Annotated in this window: 17 protein-coding genes; 11 read left to right on the top strand and 6 right to left on the bottom strand. The window is 72.9% G+C overall.

The genetic code is table 11. The features are described from left to right. Position 1: 1 nt before the first annotated feature. The 4 genes from ABD286_RS15145 to eccD all read right to left on the bottom strand — a co-directional run bounded on the left by ABD286_RS15145 (position 2) and on the right by eccD (position 5,173). Complete coding sequence (locus tag ABD286_RS15145) at positions 2–1,219, bottom strand: S8 family serine peptidase (protein WP_344194959.1); 1,218 nt, start codon at positions 1,217–1,219, stop codon at positions 2–4. Continuing rightward, positions 1,216–2,556 carry a type VII secretion protein EccB gene (gene eccB, locus ABD286_RS15150; RefSeq protein WP_344194961.1) on the bottom strand — a complete coding sequence of 447 codons (1,341 nt, stop codon included), beginning with the start codon at positions 2,554–2,556 and terminating at the stop codon, positions 1,216–1,218. Before eccB ends, ABD286_RS15145 begins: the two co-directional genes overlap by 4 nt. Positions 2,557–2,706: 150 nt before the next feature. Beyond that, the gene (locus ABD286_RS15155; RefSeq protein ID WP_344194963.1) at positions 2,707–3,633 is read right to left on the bottom strand and encodes a hypothetical protein; all 927 of its coding nucleotides are present in this window, start codon (positions 3,631–3,633) and stop codon (positions 2,707–2,709) included. Between the two features lie 190 nt (positions 3,634–3,823). Continuing rightward, positions 3,824–5,173, bottom strand: coding sequence for a type VII secretion integral membrane protein EccD (gene eccD / locus ABD286_RS15160; RefSeq protein ID WP_344194965.1), 1,350 nt, complete (start codon positions 5,171–5,173; stop codon positions 3,824–3,826). A gap of 212 nt (positions 5,174–5,385) precedes the next feature. Between eccD and ABD286_RS15165 the strand changes: the two genes are divergently transcribed. The 8 genes from ABD286_RS15165 to ABD286_RS15200 all read left to right on the top strand — a co-directional run bounded on the left by ABD286_RS15165 (position 5,386) and on the right by ABD286_RS15200 (position 12,097). Further along, positions 5,386–5,685, top strand: coding sequence for a WXG100 family type VII secretion target (locus ABD286_RS15165; protein ID WP_344194967.1), 300 nt, complete (start codon positions 5,386–5,388; stop codon positions 5,683–5,685). 3 nt (positions 5,686–5,688) lie between these two features. Then, the gene (locus tag ABD286_RS15170) at positions 5,689–5,967 is read left to right on the top strand and encodes a WXG100 family type VII secretion target (protein WP_344194969.1); all 279 of its coding nucleotides are present in this window, start codon (positions 5,689–5,691) and stop codon (positions 5,965–5,967) included. A gap of 98 nt (positions 5,968–6,065) precedes the next feature. Further along, positions 6,066–6,749 carry a hypothetical protein gene (locus tag ABD286_RS15175; protein WP_344194971.1) on the top strand — a complete coding sequence of 228 codons (684 nt, stop codon included), beginning with the start codon at positions 6,066–6,068 and terminating at the stop codon, positions 6,747–6,749. A 46-nt stretch (positions 6,750–6,795) separates the two neighbouring features. After that, on the top strand, positions 6,796–8,238 hold the full coding sequence (locus ABD286_RS15180; protein WP_344194973.1) for a S8 family peptidase: 1,443 nt from the start codon (positions 6,796–6,798) through the stop codon (positions 8,236–8,238). Position 8,239: 1 nt separating this feature from the next. Beyond that, entirely contained in the window at positions 8,240–9,901 is a 1,662-nt protein-coding gene (locus ABD286_RS15185; RefSeq protein WP_344194975.1) for a WXG100 family type VII secretion target, read from the top strand. A 33-nt stretch (positions 9,902–9,934) separates the two neighbouring features. Next, on the top strand, positions 9,935–10,891 hold the full coding sequence (locus tag ABD286_RS15190; protein WP_344194977.1) for a hypothetical protein: 957 nt from the start codon (positions 9,935–9,937) through the stop codon (positions 10,889–10,891). Then, the gene (locus ABD286_RS15195; protein WP_344194979.1) at positions 10,888–11,634 is read left to right on the top strand and encodes a hypothetical protein; all 747 of its coding nucleotides are present in this window, start codon (positions 10,888–10,890) and stop codon (positions 11,632–11,634) included. The genes ABD286_RS15190 and ABD286_RS15195 overlap by 4 nt, the downstream gene beginning before the upstream one ends. A gap of 4 nt (positions 11,635–11,638) precedes the next feature. Then, positions 11,639–12,097 (top strand): hypothetical protein, encoded by a 459-nt coding sequence (locus ABD286_RS15200; RefSeq protein ID WP_344194981.1) that lies wholly within the window; start codon positions 11,639–11,641, stop codon positions 12,095–12,097. 51 nt (positions 12,098–12,148) lie between these two features. Here the strand turns inward: ABD286_RS15200 and ABD286_RS15205 are convergent, their stop codons facing one another. After that, entirely contained in the window at positions 12,149–12,865 is a 717-nt protein-coding gene (locus tag ABD286_RS15205; RefSeq protein ID WP_344194983.1) for a hypothetical protein, read from the bottom strand. Then, a complete protein-coding gene (locus tag ABD286_RS15210) occupies positions 12,865–14,394 on the bottom strand; it encodes a ubiquitin family protein (RefSeq protein WP_344194985.1) in 1,530 nt (509 codons plus the stop codon). Before ABD286_RS15210 ends, ABD286_RS15205 begins: the two co-directional genes overlap by 1 nt. A gap of 320 nt (positions 14,395–14,714) precedes the next feature. On the opposite strand from ABD286_RS15210, the gene eccCa reads away from it, so the two are divergent. The 3 genes from eccCa (at position 14,715) to ABD286_RS15225 (ending at position 20,272) form a co-directional block, all read left to right on the top strand. Then, a complete protein-coding gene (gene eccCa / locus ABD286_RS15215) occupies positions 14,715–18,638 on the top strand; it encodes a type VII secretion protein EccCa (RefSeq protein WP_344194987.1) in 3,924 nt (1,307 codons plus the stop codon). Positions 18,639–18,675: 37 nt separating this feature from the next. Then, a complete protein-coding gene (locus tag ABD286_RS15220) occupies positions 18,676–19,437 on the top strand; it encodes a lysophospholipid acyltransferase family protein (protein WP_344194989.1) in 762 nt (253 codons plus the stop codon). A 121-nt stretch (positions 19,438–19,558) separates the two neighbouring features. Beyond that, the gene (locus tag ABD286_RS15225) at positions 19,559–20,272 is read left to right on the top strand and encodes a response regulator (RefSeq protein ID WP_344194991.1); all 714 of its coding nucleotides are present in this window, start codon (positions 19,559–19,561) and stop codon (positions 20,270–20,272) included. Positions 20,273–20,281 lie beyond the last annotated feature (9 nt).

The raw sequence follows: 20,281 nt of genomic DNA on the forward strand, positions 1-20,281 counted from the left end.
CTCAGGCGGTCGAGCGACGACGTCCGGGCCGCAGCACGCCACCGAGCGCCAGGGCGACCAGCGCGCTGACCCCGAGCAGCGACCACCAGGTGGCGGCCGTGCGCTCGCCGGCGCGCGGGTCGGACACGGGGGTGAGGTCGATGGACGCGGCGGGCGGCGTGACGACCGGGGCCTTCGTGGCGCCGGGAGCGACCGGCCCGCTGCTGCTGCCGTCGGTGAGGGCGGTCAGCGCCTCGTACGGCTGCACCAGTCCCCACCCCGCGGAGTCGTTGCGGGTGTCGCGCTGGTCGCGGGACGCCGTGGCCTCGAGCCGGTGCTTCCACCCCGCCGGACCCTCGCCGGGAAAGCGTTGCGCCAGCAGGGCGGCGGTGGCGCTGACGTATGCCGTCGCGAAGCTCGTCGACTCGGCCTCCTCCTCGAGCAGGCAGTCACCCGCGGCGTAGAAGGTGGTCAGGATGCGGGTGCCGGGGGCGGCGACGTCGACGTGCGGTCCGTGGATGGACCCCTCACCGACGTTGTCCGACGTGTCGACCGCGGCGACGGCGACGGCCTGGGGGTAGGCGGCGGGGTAGCGGGGCCCGTCGTTCTTGTTCTCGGAGACGTTGCGGTTGCCGGCGGAGGCCACCACGAGCGAGCCCTTCTTCGTCGCGTAGGCGACGCTGTCGCGCAGCCGGGCGTCGTCGGAGGGCGTGCTCATGGAGACGTTGATGATCTTGGCGCCCTGGTCGGCGGCGTGCCGGATGCCGGCGGCGATGCGGTCCGGGCGGGGACCGACCCCGGCGCTGCGGGACTGCTCGTCGTCGGCGTAGAAGACCCGGACGGGCAGGATGCGGGCGTCCGGGGCGAGCCCGATGACGCCGGACCCCTTGACCGGGCGGGCGGCGATCTGGCCGGCGATGGCGGTGCCGTGGCCGACGGCGTCGCCGCGGGCCCCCAGGTCCGGGACGAAGGACTTGCCGCCGGTGAGGGCGGGCCCGAGGTGGGCGTTCCTGGCCTCGACGCCGGAGTCGACGACCGCCACCGTGACACCGCGGCCGGTCGCGAGCGTCCAGGCGAGTCGGGCGTTGAGCCGCTGCAGGGCCTGCGGCTCCTCGTTGACGTAGGTCGTCTTGTCCTTGTCGCAGGTGGCAGCGGCGGCAGGGGCGGCGGCTGCGGTCACGAGGGCCGTGCTCCCGAGCAGCGCGGAGACGACGGCGGCAGCCAGCCGCGTGCGGTTCACTGCTTGCCGGTGGTGACGGCCTGCTGGGCCGCCGCCACGCTCAGGGTGGGACCGGAGCGGAACAGGTCCACCCACGCCTGGGGGACGGGCACGACGTCACCGGGGGAGTACCCCAGCCGGGACAGCGCGTCGTTGCCGCCCTGCACGCTGTAGGCCGTGGCCGTCGCGTCGACGACGAACACCGGGCCGCGGTTGACGATGTTGTCGCCGATGGCGCGCACGAGGGCCCCCGAGCCGGCTGCGACCTCGGTCACCGCACCGTCCGTCGGGCGGATCGCGGACGAGGTGCTCAGCGCGGTGGTGGGCAGCGTGCTGGGCCCGGACGTCAGCGTGGCGCAGGCCTCACCGTCGACCGGGGCGGGCAGGTCCTCGGGCCACTGCGACGGCACGATCGAGCGGTCGGTGGTCTTCAGTGCCGCGATCTCGGCCGGCGTGACCTGCAGGTCCGCGCCGAGCGAGCGTCCCGAGCCGATCTGGTAGAGCGCGTAGGCGAACGGCGACAGCAGCGCCAGCTCACCGGTCGGCGTGACGACGTAGCGACGAGGGGTCTCGCCCGAGTCCTTGACGGCGAGCACCGAGCCGACGACGGCGCCGGGGGGCAGGTCGGGCAGCGCCTTGCCTGCCGAGTCCACGCGCAGCGGCCCGAGCGTCGGTCCCTGCGGGAACAGCGCCGTCCAGGCAGCGGGGGTCGGGACCGGTGTGGCTGCGTCCAGCCGCAGCTGGCGCAGCACGGCGGCCGAGTCCTTGCCGGACACGGGCAGGCGGTAACGCCCCGTCACGACGAACAGTCCGTCGGCCGTGGTGACCAGCGCCGCGCCGTTGGTGGCGGGGGTGCTCGTGGCGCCGGGGCCCACCACGGTCTTGGTGGCGCCGTCCTGCGCCAGGCAGGACACCCAGCCCGAGCGCGCGAGGCGGGCCGGCGGGGTGAGCGAGTCCGGCGCCCCGAGGATGCCGATGGTCTGGCCGCGCGGCGTCGTGGCGATCTTGTCGTCGTCGACCGTGACGACCGAGAAGCTGCCGGCAGGGATGAGCAGGCGGGCGCTGGTCGTGTTGATGACGGGGTAGAGCGTCTTCTTGACCGCGACGTACCGGGCCCCGCTGTTCTCGGCGATGACGAGGTGGTTGTCGTCCCACCCGTCGGGGAGAGGCTTGGTGAGGGCCCCGGTGACGAGACCACCGACGCCGAGCAGCACGGTGACGGCGATGCCGCCGACGATGGCCCGCAGCGGTCGCTGGGGTTCGACCTCGCGGCCACCGGGGGCGCCGGCGACGAAGGCAGTGGTCAGCCGACGACGGCTGAAGGCCTGGGCCTCGACCAGATCCTTCTTCGTGGCCACGCCCGTTCCCTGCCTTTCGTGGTGGTTGGTCTGGTTGCGGCCACCCTAGGCGCGCAACGGTCGTGCTGGTGGCCGAACCGCCGACGCCCCGGGGACGACGTCAGGTCGCTGCCGGACCCCGAAGGGCCGGTCAGCGACCTTCGCCGTACGTCAGTGGCGACGCTCGTACGCCGGGGTCAGGCGTCGCCGCGCGGCGAGCAGGAGCCCGCCGCCGACCAGCAGGCCACCGGCCAGCGTCGTCAGCGAGGGGAGTGCCGCACCGGTGCGGGCGAGAGCCCCCTGGCTCGCCGTGGTCACGGCCGGCACGGCGGCGTTCTGCTGGGTCCGCGAGCCGAGGGCGTCGAGGTAGGACTCGTCGGCGCAGCGCAGGCCGGTGCAGTCGTCCGCGCCGACGTTGCCCTCGACGTCGACGGGGTCGGTGCCCAGCGTGCCGGTGGGGGCGCTGCCGGTGCCGCCACCGGTGTTGGTGCTCCCGCCGTTGCCACCGGTGCTGGTGCCGCCGCCGTTGCCGCCGGTGCTCGTGCCCCCGGCGCCCGGGGTGCTGGGGACCGAGGTGGTCGTGCTCGAGGTGGTGGTCGCCGGCGCCGACGTCGTGGACGGCTCGGTGGTGGTCGAGGGGACACCGGTCGAGGTGGACGGCTCACTCGTGGTCGACGTGGTGTCCGTCGGCAGCGGAGGGAGGCTCGTCGTGGTGCTCGTCGTCGACGTGATGGTGTCGGTCGGCGGGTCCGTGGGCCCGGGGTCCGTGGTCGTCGTCGTGGTGCTCGACGTCGTCTCGTCGGGGACCGTCGTCGTCGTGGTGGTGGTCTCGCAGACCACGGGCACGGGCACGATGTCGCAGACCGGGGCGGGCGGTCCGGGCGGGTTGGGCGGGTCGAAGACGCCGCTGTCGTCGCGGGCGTCGATCCCGCAGGCGGCCGGCCCGGAGCCGACGAGGTCGAACGAGGTCGTCGCACTCGTCGTGGTCACGCACGGCACGGCGGTGTCGGCCGAGGCGGACTGCGGCCCCAGCACGAGCAGGCCGGATCCGGCGATGACGGCGGTCGTGAGCGCGAGCGTGCGCCATGTCGATGTCACGGTGGTGTCCCCCTGGACGAGTCGAACGTCGTGTGATGGCCCGTTACCGGCGACGCCCCCCGCATCCTCGGGTGCCGTGGTCGAGCCGGTCAGATTCTAGGGGAAATGCCGCGGGACGCGTCAAAGACCCACGAATCCCGCTCGCTCCGTGTCAGATCCTGTCCGGAGGATCTGGTCTAGAAGATCTGGTCTAGAAGATCTGGGCGGCGGCAGCGGCGAGGGGCAGCAGGGCGACCAGGCAGACGCCGTCGACGGCGTCGGCGAGGCGACCGAGCCGGACCCGGGACCGCGGCGCCACGAGGGCGAGGCCGACGACGACGGCCGCAGCTGCCGCGAGCGCCAGACCGAGGAGCGGTCGCCAGTCGGGGTGGGCGATGGCGGCGCTGACGCCGACGACCGCCAGTCCGAGGATGCCGACGACCATGGACACCAGGACGCTGGCGTGCGTGCGGCTGTGCCGCGTCCGCAGCAGCACCGCGGCGAAGCCGACCGCGCCGAGCACCGGTCCGAGCCACCCCGTGCGGGCGACGAACGGCGCGGCGAGCAGGGCGACCAGGCCGGCGGCGATGCCCAGGCCGAGCATGAGGTCGTGGCCGGCGACGACCTGGCGACGGACCGAGCGGCTGTCCACGGCCGGGGCGTCGGCGAAGATCTCTGCGTCGGTGCGGGGCGGGTTCGTCGTGAGGCGGCTGGAGGACAGCGCGAACCACGGGAAGAGGTTGCCCGCGATCACCGCGACCGCGAAGACCACCGCGGCCACGCCGTCCACGGGGAAACCGGCGAAGGCGACGAGCGCCCCGCAGACGGCCAGGACCAGCCCGACCACGGGACCGACGAGGACGACCGGCCGGTGCTCTCGGACCGCCACGACACCGAGGCCGCCCACGACGGCGGCGGCGAGCCCCGCGAACATCAACGGCCGGCCCCACACCGATCCGTCGACGGGGACGGCCAGGCCGGCCACGGCTGCATACGCGCTCGCGGACAGGGCGAGCGCGGCGCCGGACACCGCCTGGCGACGGGCCTGGGACAGGACGGCGGCGGCGATCACCAGCAGGACGGCGACCGCGCCGGCCATGCCGACGACGAGGACCCCGGTGGTGCGCGCGGTGACCAGGGCGACCGCTCCGGCGGCGAAGAGCGCGACGGCGGCACCGAGCGCGGTGCGTGCGCTGTTCTCGGGCGTCCACGGGGCGAACGAGGACTCGACGAGGTCGGCGACCGCCTCGACGACGTCGTCGTAGACCTTGAGCTCGACGGGGTCGCCGGCCGGCTCGAGGGCCAGGACGAAGCCGTCCTCGACCCCCTGGGCGGCGAGGCTGCGGTCGGGCTCGACCGTGATCCCGTCGTGGCGCACGAGGCGGAACCCCCGGCTGGCGGTGCTCGGGTCGAGCTGCCCCAGCTCCCGTGCCAGCTCGGGCACCAGCTCCGCGACGGGTATGCCGCCGGGCAGCCCGAGATCCGCACGGCGGGTGCCCGCAGTGACGGACAGCCGGATGAGCGAGGTGGTGCTGCCAGTACTGCCAGTGCTCACGGTCACGGGCCCCTCCCGGTGACGACGAAATGTCCTTCGGCCCCGACGGGGCCAGACGCAGCATAGGGGGGAGTTCTCCCCATGTTGCGCTCTTCCAAACGTTGCTACTCTCTCAAATCGGACCTCGGGGGAACGTGTTTCGGGGTCCGTCCCATGCGCAGAGCGAGTGGGGATCAGCGCGCCCCCAGGGGGGCCAGAAGTGGAAGTTGGGAGGCACCATGCTTGCTGCTGGAGATGGCGTACTCAATAAAGGCGCCGGAATCGTCAGCGACTACCGGGGACAGCTCGACAACGAGCTGAAGTCCCTCGAGGGCCGCTTGCAGGGTCTGCAGAGCCAGTGGAAGGGACAGGGAGCGGCGAGCTTCCAGGCGACCTTCACCCGCTGGAAGGAAGACTCCGCGAAGATCATCTCGGCACTGTCGACGTTCGAGGAGAACCTGCGCTCGACGCAGAACACCTTCACCGAGCGCGACGAGAACGCCGCGACCGCCATGAAGAACAAGTACGGGGGTATGTGAGACATGCTTGTTGACCACGGAGGCCTCAGCGCCGCAGCCGGTGACATCGCCCAGGGTGCGTCCAAGATCGAGGGCAAGCTCAACGACATGGACCAGGCGCTCTCGCCGCTGAAGAGCGAGTGGGACGGTTCTGCCAAGGAGGCCTACACCCAGGCCAAGCAGAAGTGGACCCAGGCCATCACGGACATGAAGCTCGTCCTGGCCGAGATCGGCAACGCCGTCGAGACCAGCAACCAGGACTACCAGGACGGCGACAAGAAGTCCGCCGGCCTGTTCCAGTAGCAGCCAGTCGCCACGGTCGTGCCGGAGCCCCCTCGGGGTTCCGGCACGTGCCGTGACCACTGGCACGAGGTGCAGCACACGACGCAGGGGGAGATGACATGGCACTGCCGGACGAGGACCAGCAGCAGCTGCAGGGGTACCGCTTCACCAACGGCAAGCTCAAGGCGGACTTCGAGATCATCCGCACGCTGGCGAACAACCGTGGCGCGGCGTGGACCGAGAAAGCCACGGGCAGCCGCTCCAAGGTCGTGGGGACGACCCTGGACGCGAGCTCGTTCTCCGGCATCGACTCGTGCAAGCAGTTCGGGTCGGTCTACACGACCGCCAAGCAGATCTACGAGGAGACGCTCAAGGGTGTCGAGGAGGACGTCAAGGCCTACCAGGACAAGCTCCTGCAGGTGGCGACGCACCTCGAGGACAAGGACAACCGGGCCGGAGAGGTGTTCGCGGCGCTCGCGGCCCCGGCCGCGCAGGACTCGCTCCAGAGCAACGTCCGCAACACCCGGGCCAACGAGGGCCAGGACGCGGTCGAGGCCGAGCACGCCCAGGAGCAGGCCGCCCAGCAGGTCGAGCAGGCCGGTCAGCAGGGCCACGGTCCCGACGGCGGGCCCGGCGGGAACGGCGACCACGGCGGTGGGGCCGGCCCGGACGGTGGCCACCCCGGTGCCGACAACGCCGTGGGAGGGACGGCGCCGGCCGGGAGCGGCACCGACAACCTCGTCACCCCGGGAGCCGCGCCGGCCACCGACGAGGGCGACACCACGGTCCAGGCGTCCCGCTGAACGTCGTCGCCGCTCACGCCACCCGATCGCAGGAGGATCCCGCACGATGAAGCGCCCCACCCGCCCCGTCAGCGCCCTGCTGCGGGCCTCGCTGGTGGCCGGTGTCAGCGCTGCGCTCGTCGCCCTGCCCGTCGTCGGGGTCGCGGGGAGCAGGCCGGCGGCCACGGCCGACGCGGCCAACCCCACGCCCTGGTGGCCCGCGGCGATGGGCTTCGACGACCTCGCCAGCGCGGGAGCCACCGGGCAGGGGGTGACGGTCGCGGTCATCGACGGCACCATCGACCCCGATGCCGCGGACGTGAAGGGGCGTATCGCCGCCGTCTCCACCCCGTGCAGCCAGCCGGCGACGGGCACCGGCAAGGACGCCGACCACGCGACCCAGATCGCACAGGTCATCGTCGGGACCGGTGCGGCGTCCGGCGGCACCCCCGGGGTGCGGGGCATCGCCCCGAAGGCGACGCTGCGTCACTACAGCCTCGGCCCGGGCGAGAAGAACTCCTGCCTGGTCAAGGACACCGACCAGCCGTACCCGTTGCTCACCGCGATGCAGCAGGCCCTGGACGACGGGGCCAAGATCATCAACCTCAGCTTCGGCGGCAGCAGCACCAACGCGGCGCAGAAGCGCGCCATCACGCTCGCCCAGCACGCCGGGGCCATCGTCGTCGCGGCGACGGGCAAGGGGTCCCTGACGTTCCCGGCGGCCTACAACGGCGTCGTCGCGGTCAACGCCTGCGACCGAGAGGGACAGCTCGACCCGGACGGCGCCAACGCGGCGTCCTACGGCGTGGCGTTCTGTGCACCGGGGATGGACCTCGTCCTCGGTGGTCACCGGGGCACGACGTGGGTGGGTCAGGGCAACCTCACGAGCGGCACGTCGTTCGCGGCGCCCCTGGTCAGCGGTGGGCTGGCCGCCTACTGGTCGAAGTACCCGAAGGCGACGGGCAACCAGATCCTCCAGGCCGCGCTGCGTCACCCGGGGATGAAGCAGGGCACCAGCAACTCCGGCGCCAAGGGCTGGGTCTACTCCTACCGCCGCGTGGGCTCGGGCTTCCCGAAGATCCAGGACGCGTCCCGCACCGGCTTCGGCTGGGGGATCTTCGCGCCCGCCGATGTCGTCGAGGTCGACCCGACCACGTACCCCGACACGAATCCGTTGGTGCGCAAGGCGAATGCCTCCGGACCCACCGCCGAGGAGATCGCCGCGGGCGCCCTCGCCGAGGACGGCCCGCAGGCGACACCGACCACGTCGACGTCTCCGTCGACGTCATCGTCGACCGCGAGTGCGACCAGCCCCGGCTCCGAGGGGAGCGACCCGGCGGCAGCGCCGTCCGGCAGCGGGGACGACGGCTCCGGTGGGGTGCCGGTCTGGGTATGGGGCCTGGGCCTGCTGGTGCTCGCGGGAGCGGGCGGAGCACTCGTCGTCAGTCGTCAGGGAGCCGCCTCGAAGGCGGCCGAACCACGAGCCACACAACCAGGGGAGGGGAGCTGAGATGGGCGCCAAGGAGGCAGAGCTCAGGAAGATCGAGGCCGCGGCCGGCAACATCGCCGCGCAGGCACAGCACTGGGAGGACGCCGCGACCGAGATCGACGACCTGGTCACGAGCATCAAGAACACCAAGAACGACCTCGCCGTCGACTGGGAGGGCGAGGGCGCCGACGCGGCCTACTCCGCCATGGACACCCTGACCGCGCAGCTCGTCCTGCACGCGACCGCGCTGCGCGAGGTGAAGTCCGCCCTCGTGGCTGCCGACACCGCGGTGACGACGGCGCAGACCGCCCTGGCCAACGACGTCGAGACGGTCGACACCTCGCCGAGCCGCCAGGGGTTCATGACCCAGGAGGGGGTCGACTCCCCGGGACCGGTCGGGAAGAAGTTCGACCAGCAGGCGTACGACGCAGCCGTCGCGGACCGCGAGGCCCAGCGCGAGGCCGCCGCCGAGGCGGCCCTCCAGCAGCTCAGGGTCGACATGGCCGGTGCCACGACGCAGCTGCCCGTGGAGGCGCCGGACGACTACAGCGACGGCGACACCCAGCTGCCCGCGGGTGGTGGCGGTGGCGGCACCCCACCGGGAGGGGGCGGCGGCACCGGCTACTCCGGCGGCAACGTCGGCTCCACCCCGACCATCTCCACCGGCGGGTGGACGGGGAGCGTGCCGAACATCCCGGGCTACCAGCCGACCCCGAACGACCCGATGGTGCCGCAGATCGTCCCTGACGACGGGACCGGTGTGGGCACCCCGACGGGCATCACCACCGGGTTCGACCCCACGGCGTACGACGGCTCGACCAGCGCGGACGGCACCGTCGTCGGCTCGGTTCCGGTGCCCGGTGGGGTGCAGGGTGCGACCGGGGTCGGTGGGCTCGGCGGAAGCGGTGGCGGCTCGGGTGGGCTGGCCGGCACGGCCGGCGCCATGGGCATGGTCGCCGGCGGGGCCGGGGGACTGCGCGGTGCGCTGCGCGGTGCCGTGGGCCGGGCGGGCGGCACCGTGACGGGCGCCACCGGGGTGGCCGGCAGCACCGCGCGAGGCGCCACAGGAGGCGCGGCGCGCGGTGGCGCGGGTGGTCGCCTCGGTGGCACGTCCGCGGTGCCCGGCGGATCGCGCGCCGGGGGTGGCACGAACATCGTGGCCTCCGGCGCGGGTGGGCGTGGCAGCGGAATGGTCCCGGGCGGGTCGGCCGGCGGGTCGTCGGGCGGTGCCTCTGGTTCCCGCGGCTCGACCGTGAGCGGGTCCACCGGTTCCGGCAAGTACGGCGTGCCCCGGCTCGACGGAGCAGCCGGCGGTGCGGGCGGCCGTGGTGGCACCTCGCTGGTGCCCGGCGGTGGCGGTCAGTCCGGTGCTGCGGCGGGCAGCCGTGGCGCGGCCGGGGCCGGTGGCCGTGGCGGCGCCGGGGGTCCCGGCGCTGCGGGCGGTGCCGGCGGTGGGCGGTCGGCCGGCTCCGGACTGGGCGGCTCCACCGGCGGAGGCGCCCGGGCGGGTGCTGCGGGTGGCGGCACGGGCGGCTCCGGGACGCAGGGTGTCGTGGGCGCCGGCGGTGGCGGGGGTCGCGGGTCGGGCAGCGACCAGGACCGCAAGGACCGCGAGCTGCTCACGCACGAGGACGAGGAGAACTGGTACGACGACGCCGAGGCGAGCGACTCCGTCTGGGAGTAGGTCGCTCCGGCTGTCGACGACGAAGGGGGAGCAGTGGCACCGAAGATCAGGGTCGAGATCGCCCAGCTGGACCTCATCGGGCAGGTCCTGGACAGGCAGCAGGGCCACATGCAGGGGGTCGGTTCGTTCGTGCGGACCAACTGCAGCGCGAGGGGGGCGTTCACCGGCGTCCTCGGACTGCTCGAGGGGCACTACCGCGGCGCCTACGACGCGGGGTCGCAGGGGATGACCAACGGCGCGACCATCGCGCGCGTCGCGTCGGACAAGACCGCTGCGACCCGGGCCGACTTCATCGAGCGCGACCGGGCGGCCCACGACCGGATCGCTGCGAAGCAGGGGGTGAACGCGCCGTACGAGGCTCCTCGCGGGGGCACCGTGCGCACCGGGACCCCGATCGGGCCGCTGGCCGGGAGGGGCGGCTCGGGACCGTTCGGCTTCCTCGACCAGCTGTCCTTCCTCAAGAGCAGCAAGGACCTCGTGAGCACGGCCGACACCCTGTCCAAGCCGCTGCGGCAGAACCCCCGGGAGCTGTGGCGGGTGCAGCGACGGACCGAGGACCTTGCCGACCGGACCGACCCGAGGTACTGGATCCAGCGGGGACTGACCAGCCAGGCCAACGCCCTGCGGCAGAAGCTCGACGGGATGTCCGCGACCGAGCGCGGCACCTACCTGCGCAACCGGCAACGCGACTTCTACGCCCGGGGTCAGGACTTCGCCCGCACCCACGTCCCCGGGCGCGCCGACGAGGACGGATCGCGCAGCCCCGCTGCCGGTGCGCTGTCCGACAGGGACTCCGAGATGCTCGGCAAGGGGGCGAAGGTGCTCCAGGCGCCGGGTGCCGTGCTGAGTGAGACCCAGGGCGTGCTCGACGCAGGGCAACGGCTCGCGGAGACCGTGGACCAGGCAGGGCGCACCGCCGAGGCGGCCGACGGACCGGCGAACACCGAGGCGATCCGGTGGGCCGCGAAGGACAAGGGAGGCACCTGGTGAGCGTCTACGAGAAGGTCGACCCGTCAGGGTACGACCGCTGCCTGGCCGTGCTGCCCGACGACGACTTCATCGAGGAGTTCGAGTCCAGCTGCGGCTTCCTCATCGGCCACCTGCTGGGGTTCTGCCGCCAGGCGTTCGGGACCGACCCGCTGGTCGAGCTGGTCAAGCCGCTGTGCGGCGACTGGGGCGTCATGGGGGTCGCCCAGCAGGGCTGGGCCGACGCCGGACAGATGTGTCGGGGCGTGGGCCAGAACTTCACCGAGCTCGACACCAACACCGTCGACGTGTGGGACGGCGAGGCCGCAGAGGCGTTCCGTTCGCGGATGGTCCAGCTCGGTGACAACTACGGGACGTATGCCGAGGGGTGCGACCTCATCGGGGAGCTCACCGGCAGCCTCATCGAGGTGGCCAAGTCCGCCGCCCTGGGCATCGCGACGCTCGTGTCGTTCATCAGCGACATCCTCGAGCGCCTCATCATCGAGGCGTCGGTGCCGGTCGTCGGATGGCTGGTCGGGGCCGCCGACATCGCCATCCACATCAAGAGCTTCTGGGACCGCTTCGACAAGGCCGTCAAGCTGATCCGCCGGGTGCTGGACACCATCGACCGGTTCATCGACGCGATCTATGCCGTCGTCAACATCATGCACGTCATCAAGCTCGCCCTGAACGGCATCTCGGGTGGTCTCGCGGCCCACAACGGCTCCCGGATGGACGAAGCGGCCCAGAACCAGTTCGGGGTGTGACGCCATGACTGACGCAGACCGGTCCATCGCGCAGGTGCGTGCCCTGCTCGGCGAGATGCGGGGCATCCGCGCCGACATCGACCGCCAGACCCGTGAGGCGGTGGCCGAGCACCAGAAGTACCTCGCCTCCGTGGAGAAGAAGGACGAGGACCGGGCGAAGAAGGCCAGGGCCGGCGAGCTCGGCGCCGACTGGCAGCGGCTCCAGCGCCGGATCGACCTCGGGGAGACGAGCCTGACCGCGATCGTGCACGGCATCGACGACTCCTCCGCCGCGGAGAGTGTCCGGCGCACGGCGGCCGAGAACGCCGCGGAGGTGTCCCGGGTGCAGGCGCAGGAGCTGGGCAGCCGCGAGGACTCGGCCGCCGAGCTGCAGGTCGCCTTCTCGTCGGCCCAGCAGCACCTGCGCGAGATGTACGCCCAGATGGAGCAGATCGCGGCCAAGCCGCTGCCCAGGGTCGACTAACCGCGGTCGAGCCAGGTCGGGCAAGGTCGGGCGACGTCGGGCCGGGTCGGGCTAGGCGGAAGCAGGGTCGCGACGACGACCGCGGCGGCGCGGGGTGCGCCGACGGTCGTCGACGGCCTGCACCTGGCTGCGCGCCCTGACCAGCGCGCTGAGGCTGACCGCCTCGAGCACGAGCACCGACGCGGCGGCCACCGATCCCCAGAGCGCGGTGTCGGGGCGGGCGGCCGAGTCGCGGTAGCCCACCGGCTGGATGAGGGGGACGACGAGACCGGTCGGGTCCGTGACCAGCTCGTACCGCTCTCCGGGGCTGATCCGCTGGAAGGAGTACTCGTTGGTGCGGCGCTCACCGATCGTGGAGTAGGCCAGGGTCTGGCGGCCGTCGTCGCTGCGGACCTGGAGGCGGCTGGCGCCGGCGAAGAGGCGGTCCACCTCGACGACCTCGACCTGCCCGCTCGAGCGCATGACGTCGGTGGTCCACCAGCGCGCCCCGGCGTGCTGCACGAAGAACGTGCAGAAGGGGATGAGGACGAACACGGCGCACACGGCGCGGAACGGCACCCGTGACGAGACCTGGAGCAGCACCGCCCAGAACATCACCGCTGCGAGGCCGGTGAGCAGCGGGTTGATGGCTCCCGGCGAGGTGTTGCCGTCACCGTCGCGCGGGTGCCACGACCACCAGAGCGCGAGCAGCAGCGCGGCGTGCGCGAGCAGCACGAGCAGGGCCCGGCCCCAACACCGCATCCCGGTGTCCGACGACGCCGTCGGCATCAGCCTGCTGCCATCCTGGCCATGGTCTCGAAGCCACCGGCGGCGAGGGCTGCCGCGGGCAGGCTCATGGCGATGGCGAACCCCTCGAGCATGTCGGCGAGCCGGGACAGCCGGGTCGAGTGCCAGCCCCGACCGAGGGCGACGGCGCTGACGACGGCGATGACGGCGAGGGCGAGCGCGACGCACACCACGACGAACCCGAGGGCGGCACCGACGAGCTGCCCGGCTGCATACGTGCCGAGCAGGCCGGACAGGGCGGAGGTGGTGAGCAGGGCGAACCGGGGGAGGCGGTCGCGCACGGTCCGCGACTGGAAGCCCAGGGCGATGGTGACGGCCGCGCACAGGCCGACCGTGCCCCAGCTGGACCAGCCGGAGCGTCCGGGGGTGGCGACGAGGACGGCCAGCGCGACGGGCGCCAGGACGCAGCCCCACACCGTGCCCGCCGCGACGGTCTCGCGCGCGGCGTGGAACACGGTGTCCACCTCCGCGATGCGCAGGCGGCGGTAGCGGCGGCGACGCTGCTCGCGAGCCGTCCAGATCGTCGTCGACAGCCGGTCGACGTCGACGAGCTGCTCGTCGGGGACCTCGAAGCCGAGGGAGGGCAGCAGGCGCACGGCGCCCGGCACCAGCCCGGCGACGACGGCGGCCACGGCGAACGACGGCCAGTCGAGCAGCACGCCGAGGACCGCGAGCCCACCGACGGCCGCGAGCGCGGTCATCGCCGCGCGGGAGGCCCGGTCGAGCGGTCCGCCGCTGATGCGTGCGACGCCGGCGACGGCGGTGGCGACCGTGCAGGCCGCGATGAGCGAGATGCGGCCGGCGCTCGGGGTCGACGCGACCGGCAGCGCCAGGCCCGCGGCGAAGCCGAGGACGGGGGAGACCAGCCGGGACAGGCGGGCCGTCGTGGAGTGGGCGTGGTCGGTGGCCAGGGCCAACCCGGCCAGCAGCAGTGCGGTGGCGGTCAGACCGGCGACGAGCGGGTCGGGTGTCGTGTGGTCGCGGAACACGCCGGGGGCGAGGACCGCGACGGTGGCGAGGGCCAGCCCGGCACCGGTCCAGCGCAGCAGTGGGGCGGTCGCCACGGGTGCCGCCGACGCCGGGTGGACGACCGGCGCCGCGGCCGAGGTCTCGTCGACGGGGACGGCGAGGTCCTCGCGCCGGCGGGTCGCCTCGGCGAGGGCGCGGCGGGACACGGTCTCCTCGGACGCCTCGACCTGTCGACCTCCCTGACCCTCGGGGGACCGGGCGCCGCCGGCGACCGGTGAACGGTCGAAGTTGAGCACGTCGCGCGTCACCTCGTGGGTGGTCGCGCGGATCACGGTGAGCAGCGTCCCCTCGGGGACGGCGTCGCCGAGCACCTCACCGAGGGCGATGACGCGCCCTGCCGGTGTGGCCACGGCATACGGGCTGTTGCGGGGGGCGATGCCGAGGGCGGCGAGCAGGTCGCCGACCTGTGCGCCTGCCGGGGCCACGAGGTCGTAGCGACGGTCGTCCGCGAGCAGCGAGATGCGGTGCGAGTCCTCGCCCAACGCCGCACCTCCCCTTCGCCCGACCCTGCGTTCACACCTGCGTTCACACCTGCGCCGAACCCGTTCCGACCCGCCCCGACGCGCCGGAGGACTGGTGCCGCTGAGCTCCCGCCGGGAACCCTACCGCCTGTTTGTCCGGGAAGGACGAGACTGCACCGTTCGTCCGCCGCCGACGCGATAGGTTGGCCCCGCTGTGGGCGGACGCCTGCCGACCCGGGGGAGGCAGCGACGTCCGCAGGGGACGGGCACGAACGCCGAGGAGGGCGCACACCACCATGTCAGTGACCTTGCGACGGGGGCCTCGCGAAGAGGCGCCCGAGGTGCCGTCGGGCCGAATCGTCCTGCAGCCGCCGCCGGAGATCACCCCGAGCGAGGGGATCAGCGGCCTGCTGCTCAACGCCGTGCCGATGCTCGGCAGCGTGGGCTCGATCGCGTTCGTGGCGCTGTCCTCACCGGGGGTCAAGGGCTACATCGCCGGTGGCATGTTCCTCATCGCCTCGCTCGGCTTCGTCGGGGTCAACGGCTACCGGCAGCGCCAGCAGCACACGGCCGGCGTCATCGAGGCGCGTCGCGAGTACCTCGCGTACCTCGGCGAGGTCCGCCAGACCGTGCGCGAGGCCGCGAACCGTCAGCGTGCGGCCGCGTTGTGGAACAACCCGGCGCCCGATGCGCTCGCCTCCCTGTGCGAGGAGCGCACCCGCGTGTGGGAGCGGTCCGTGAGCGACGACGACTTCCTGCGGGTGCGGTTCGGTCGCACCAACCAGCCGCTGTGCATCACCCTCGAGGCCCCCGAGACGGCGCCGATGGCCCAGCTCGACCCGGTCGCGGCGTCGGCGCTGCACCGTCTGCTGTCGACGCACCGCGTCCAGCCGGACCTGCCCGCCTCGGTCTCGCTGTCCTACTTCTCGCGCATCGAGCTGACCGGCGACGCCGAGCCGACGCGCGCGCTGGCCCGCGCCCTCGTCACGGCCGCGGCGACCCAGCACGCCCCCGACCAGCTCCAGGTGGCCATCGTGTCGTCGGCCGACGCGCTGCCGGAGTGGGAGTGGGTCAAGTGGCTGCCGCACTCGCACAGCCAGCGTGAGCGCGACGGCGTCGGACCGGCGCGCATGCTCGCCACCTCGCTGTCCGACCTCGAGCAGATGCTCCCGGCCGACCTCGCCGACCGGCCCCGCTTCGGGCCCGCCGAGCAGCCCACGATGCCGCACGTCCTCATCGTCGTCGACGGTGGCGACGTGCCGCCGGGCAACCCGATCGTCACCGACGACGGGGTCATGGGCGTCACCGTGCTCCACCTCCCCGAGCGCTGGGACGAGCTCACCCAGGAGGGTCGGATGCGGCTGGCACTGGGGAACGCCCAGCGCTCCGGCCCGTACGCCGGCCGTGTGCCGATGCAGATCATCACCCTCACGTCCGACCCCGCCCAGGGGTTCGCCGACCAGCTCTCGCTCGTCCAGGCCGAGGCGGCGGCCCGCCGCCTCGCCCCCCTGTATGCCGGCGCGGAGCCCGAGCGGCGTGACGCCATGACCAGCTCCACCGAGCTCGTCGACCTGCTCGGCCTCGGCGACGTCCGCGACTACGACCCCGAGGCGGCCTGGCGCCCGCGCCTGCAGCGCGACCGGCTGCGGGTCCCGATCGGCCTGGGGTCCAACGGGCAGGTCGTCTCGCTCGACATCAAGGAGTCCGCCCAGCAGGGCATGGGGCCGCACGGCCTCGTCATCGGCGCCACGGGTTCGGGCAAGTCCGAGGTGCTGCGCACCCTGGTGCTCGCCCTGGCCATGACGCACTCCTCGGAGTCGCTCAACTTCGTCCTCGTCGACTTCAAGGGTGGTGCGACCTTCGCCGGCATGGCTGACATGCCGCACGTCTCGGCCGTCATCACCAACCTCGGCCAGGAGCTGAGCCTCGTCGACCGCATGCAGGACGCCCTGCACGGCGAGATGGTGCGGCGCCAGGAGCTGCTGCGGTCGGCGGGCAACTTCGCCAACGTCACCGACTACGAGAAGGCCCGGGCCGCCGGTGCCGACCTCGAGCCGCTCCCGGCCCTGGTCATCGTGGCCGACGAGTTCAGCGAGCTGCTCAACGCGCGTCCCGAGTTCGTCGAGCTGTTCGTGGCGATCGGACGACTGGGGCGTTCGCTGTCGATGCACCTGCTGCTCGCCTCGCAGCGCCTCGAGGAGGGGCGCCTGCGCGGCCTGGAGTCGCACCTGTCCTACCGCCTGGGCCTGCGCACCTTCTCCGCGCAGGAGTCCCGCACCGTCATCGGGGTGCCCGACGCGTACGAGCTGCCCGCCGTCCCCGGCCTCGGCTACCTCAAGCCGGACCAGACGACGCTCATCAAGTTCAAGGCCGCCTACGTCTCCGGCCCGCCGCCCGCGCGTCGCCGCGTCGCCAGCGACCGCACCGGCGCCACGAACGACATCGTCCCGTTCTCGGCGGCTCCCGTGCTGCGCCTCAACGACGCACCCGAGCCCGTCGTCGTGGACTCCGGGCCGCGCGAGGACCGGGCGACCTTCGACATCGCGGTCGCCAAGATGCGGGGCAAGGGCCGACCGGCCCACCAGGTCTGGCTGCCACCGCTCGACGTCCCCGACTCCCTCGACGTGCTCCTCGGCGACCTCGACGTCGACCCCGAGCTCGGCCTGGTCTCGCGTCGCTGGCGCGACGCCGGCTCCCTGGTCGTGCCGCTCGGCATCGTCGACCGTCCGCTGGAGCAGCGCCGCGACGTCATGAGCGTCGCCCTCGGCGGGTCGGCCGGTCACGTCGCCATCGTCGGCGGCCCGCGCAGCGGCAAGAGCACCCTGGCCCGCACCCTGGTCACCTCGCTCGCCCTGACGACCACGCCGCAGGAGACCCAGTTCTACGTCCTCGACTTCGGTGGCGGCACGTTCTCGCCGCTGGTCAAGCTCGCGCACGTCGCCGGTGTCGCGAGCCGCAACGAGCCCGACGTCGTGCGCCGCACCCTCGCCGAGGTCAAGGGCATCGTCGACCGTCGCGAGGCCTACTTCCGTTCCCAGGGCATCGACTCCATCGAGACCTACCGTCGCCGCCGCGCCGAGGGACGAGCCGACGACGGGTATGGCGACGTCTTCCTCGTCGTCGACGGCTGGCCCACGATCCGGGCCGAGTTCGACGAGCTGGAGATGCAGATCCAGGAGATCGCCGGCCGCGGCCTGACGTTCGGGCTGCACCTCGTGGCCACGACCAACCGCTGGATGGACTTCCGCAGCGCCGTCAAGGACGTGTTCGGGACCAAGCTCGAGCTGCGCCTCGGCGACCCCAGCGACTCCGAGATCGACCGCAAGGTCGCGGCCAACGTGCCCAAGGGCCGTCCCGGCCGGGGCGTCGAGGCGACCCGCCACCACTTCCTCGCCGGTCTTCCCCGCGTCGACGGCAGTGGCGACGCAGGCACTCTCGGCGCCGGGGTCGACGACCTCGTCGAGCGGGTCAACGCAGCGTGGCAGGGCCCCTCCGGGCCCAAGCTGCGGCTGCTGCCCGACGAGATCAGCCTCGAGCGCGTCCGCCAGATGGCGGGCGAGCAGGACCGCCGGATCCTGCTCGGCATCGACGAGAGCAACCTCGCGCCGATCGGGCTCGACGTCGTCGAGGAGCCGCACCTCTACCTCTTCGGCGACAGCGACTCCGGCAAGACCGGCATGCTGCGCACCGTCGCCCACGAGGTCATGCGCCTCTACACCCCCGAGCAGGCCCAGATCTTCGCGATCGACTACCGGCGCTCGCTGCTCGGTGAGATCCCCGACGAGTACCTGCGCGACTACTTCACGACCGAGGAGCAGGCGCTCGAGAACATCCCCGAGCTGGCGGCATACCTGCGCTCGCGCCTGCCCGGCCCGGACGTGACCCCTGAGCAGCTCCGCAACCGCACGTGGTGGACCGGTGCCGAGGTGTTCCTCCTCGTCGACGACTACGACCTCGTGGTGACCTCGGCCGGCAGCCCGCTGGCCGCCCTGGTGCCGCTGCTGGCCCAGGCCGGCGACGTCGGCCTGCACCTCGTCGTCACGCGTCGCTCCGGTGGTGCCGGTCGGGCCTCGTACGAGTCGGTGATGCAGTCGCTGCGCGACCTCGCCTCGCCCGGGCTGCTGCTGTCCGGCAGCCCCGACGAGGGACCGCTCATCGGCAACATCAAGGCGGTGCCGGCGGTACCCGGTCGCGGTCGTCTCGTGTCCCGCGAGTCGGGCAACAACGTCATCCAGCTGGCCTGGACGCCCTCGCGCCACGGCTAGGTCGGTGGGCGGTCCGCCCGCCCCCTAGGGTTGGCGCATGGAACCCGTCTACAGCAGCGTGATCGGGGTGGCGCGCACCCTCTTCGCGGCCCAGGGGCTCAAGATCCACATGCGTGGGCTCGAGAACGTGCCGCGCTCGGGTGGCGCCGTCATGGCCATCAACCACACCGGCTACTTCGACTTCACCTACGCCGGGCTGGTCGGAGTCACGGTCGGTCGGCTCGTGCGCTTCATGGCGAAGAAGTCGATCTGGTCCAACCCCGTGGCCGGACCGCTGATGACCGGGATGAAGCACATCCCCGTGGACCGAGAGGCGGGCACCGAGTCGTTCGCAGCCGCGCTCAAGGCCCTGCGCGCCGGTGAGGTCGTCGGCGTCTTCCCCGAGGCGACGATCTCGCGGTCGTTCGAGCTCAAGGACTTCAAGTCGGGTGCGGCCCGGCTCGCCCAGGACGCCGGGGTGCCGCTGCTGCCCGTGACGATCTGGGGCTCCCAGCGGGTGTGGACCAAGGGCCAGCCCAAGCGGATGGGGCGGCACGGGTTCCCGCTGCTCATCTCGGTCGGCGCCCCCATCACCGTCGCGCCCGGTGAGGACGTCACCGAGGTGACGGCCCGGATGAAGTCGGCCATGCAGGAGCTGCTCGACACCGACCAGGCCGTGTACCCGGCGTGGCCCGACGCCGAGAAGCACCTGCTGCCCTCGCGCCTCGGTGGTACCGCCCCGACGCTGGCCGAGGCCGACGAGCTCGACCGTGTGGAGCGCGCCGAGCGCGTCCGCGCCATGCGCCGCAAGAAAGGCTGACCCCCCGCGGGCGGGGTCCGTGCGGAGGGGGGGAGTCCTCAGCCGTACGGCCAGATGCCGGTGGCGACCCGACCACGCGGCGACGGGCATCGGTACCTTTGATGCGACCCAAGGAGGCCACATGCCCCAGCAGATCGCTCTCGTCGTGGAGGACTCGCCCGAGTTCACGCGGCTCGCCACCGCGCTGTTGACGGCAGAGGGCTTCCGCGTGGTCCACAGCGCGACCGGGGAGCACGGGGTGGAGGCCGCGAGGCGGCACGCCCCCGAGCTCGTGCTGCTCGACGTGACGCTCCCGGGCCTGGACGGCATCGAGGTCTGCCGCCAGATCCGGGAGTTCTCGGACTGCTACGTGGTCATGGTCACCGCCCGGACCGACGAGCTCGACCGCGTGCTCGGGCTGACGATGGGCGCCGACGACTACGTGACCAAGCCCTTCTCGCCCCGCGAGCTCACAGCGCGGATCCGCGCCATGCGCCGACGTCCGAGGGCCGCCGCCCCCTCCGACCTCCGCGTGTTCGGTGACCTGACCGTCGACCCGGTCGCGCGTGAAGCGCGGCTCGGGGACCAGGTGCTCTCCCTGACCAAGATCGAGTACGACATCCTCGACCTGCTGACCGGCACCCCGCGCCGGACCTTTGAGCGGGCGCAGCTGATGAGCACCGTCTGGGGTGGGGACTGGGCGACCGATGACCACGTCATCGACGTGCACGTCGCCAACCTGCGCAAGAAGCTGGGGGAGAGTGCGTCGGCCCAGCGCTTCATCCGCACCATGCGGGGGGTGGGCTACCGCTTCGAGCCCAGCCCGACGGACCAGCCCGCGCCTGCACTGCGCTGACCCGCGCCC

Source organism: Pedococcus aerophilus (genome assembly GCF_039532215.1).
Classification (GTDB): Bacteria; Actinomycetota; Actinomycetes; order Actinomycetales; family Dermatophilaceae; genus Pedococcus; species Pedococcus aerophilus.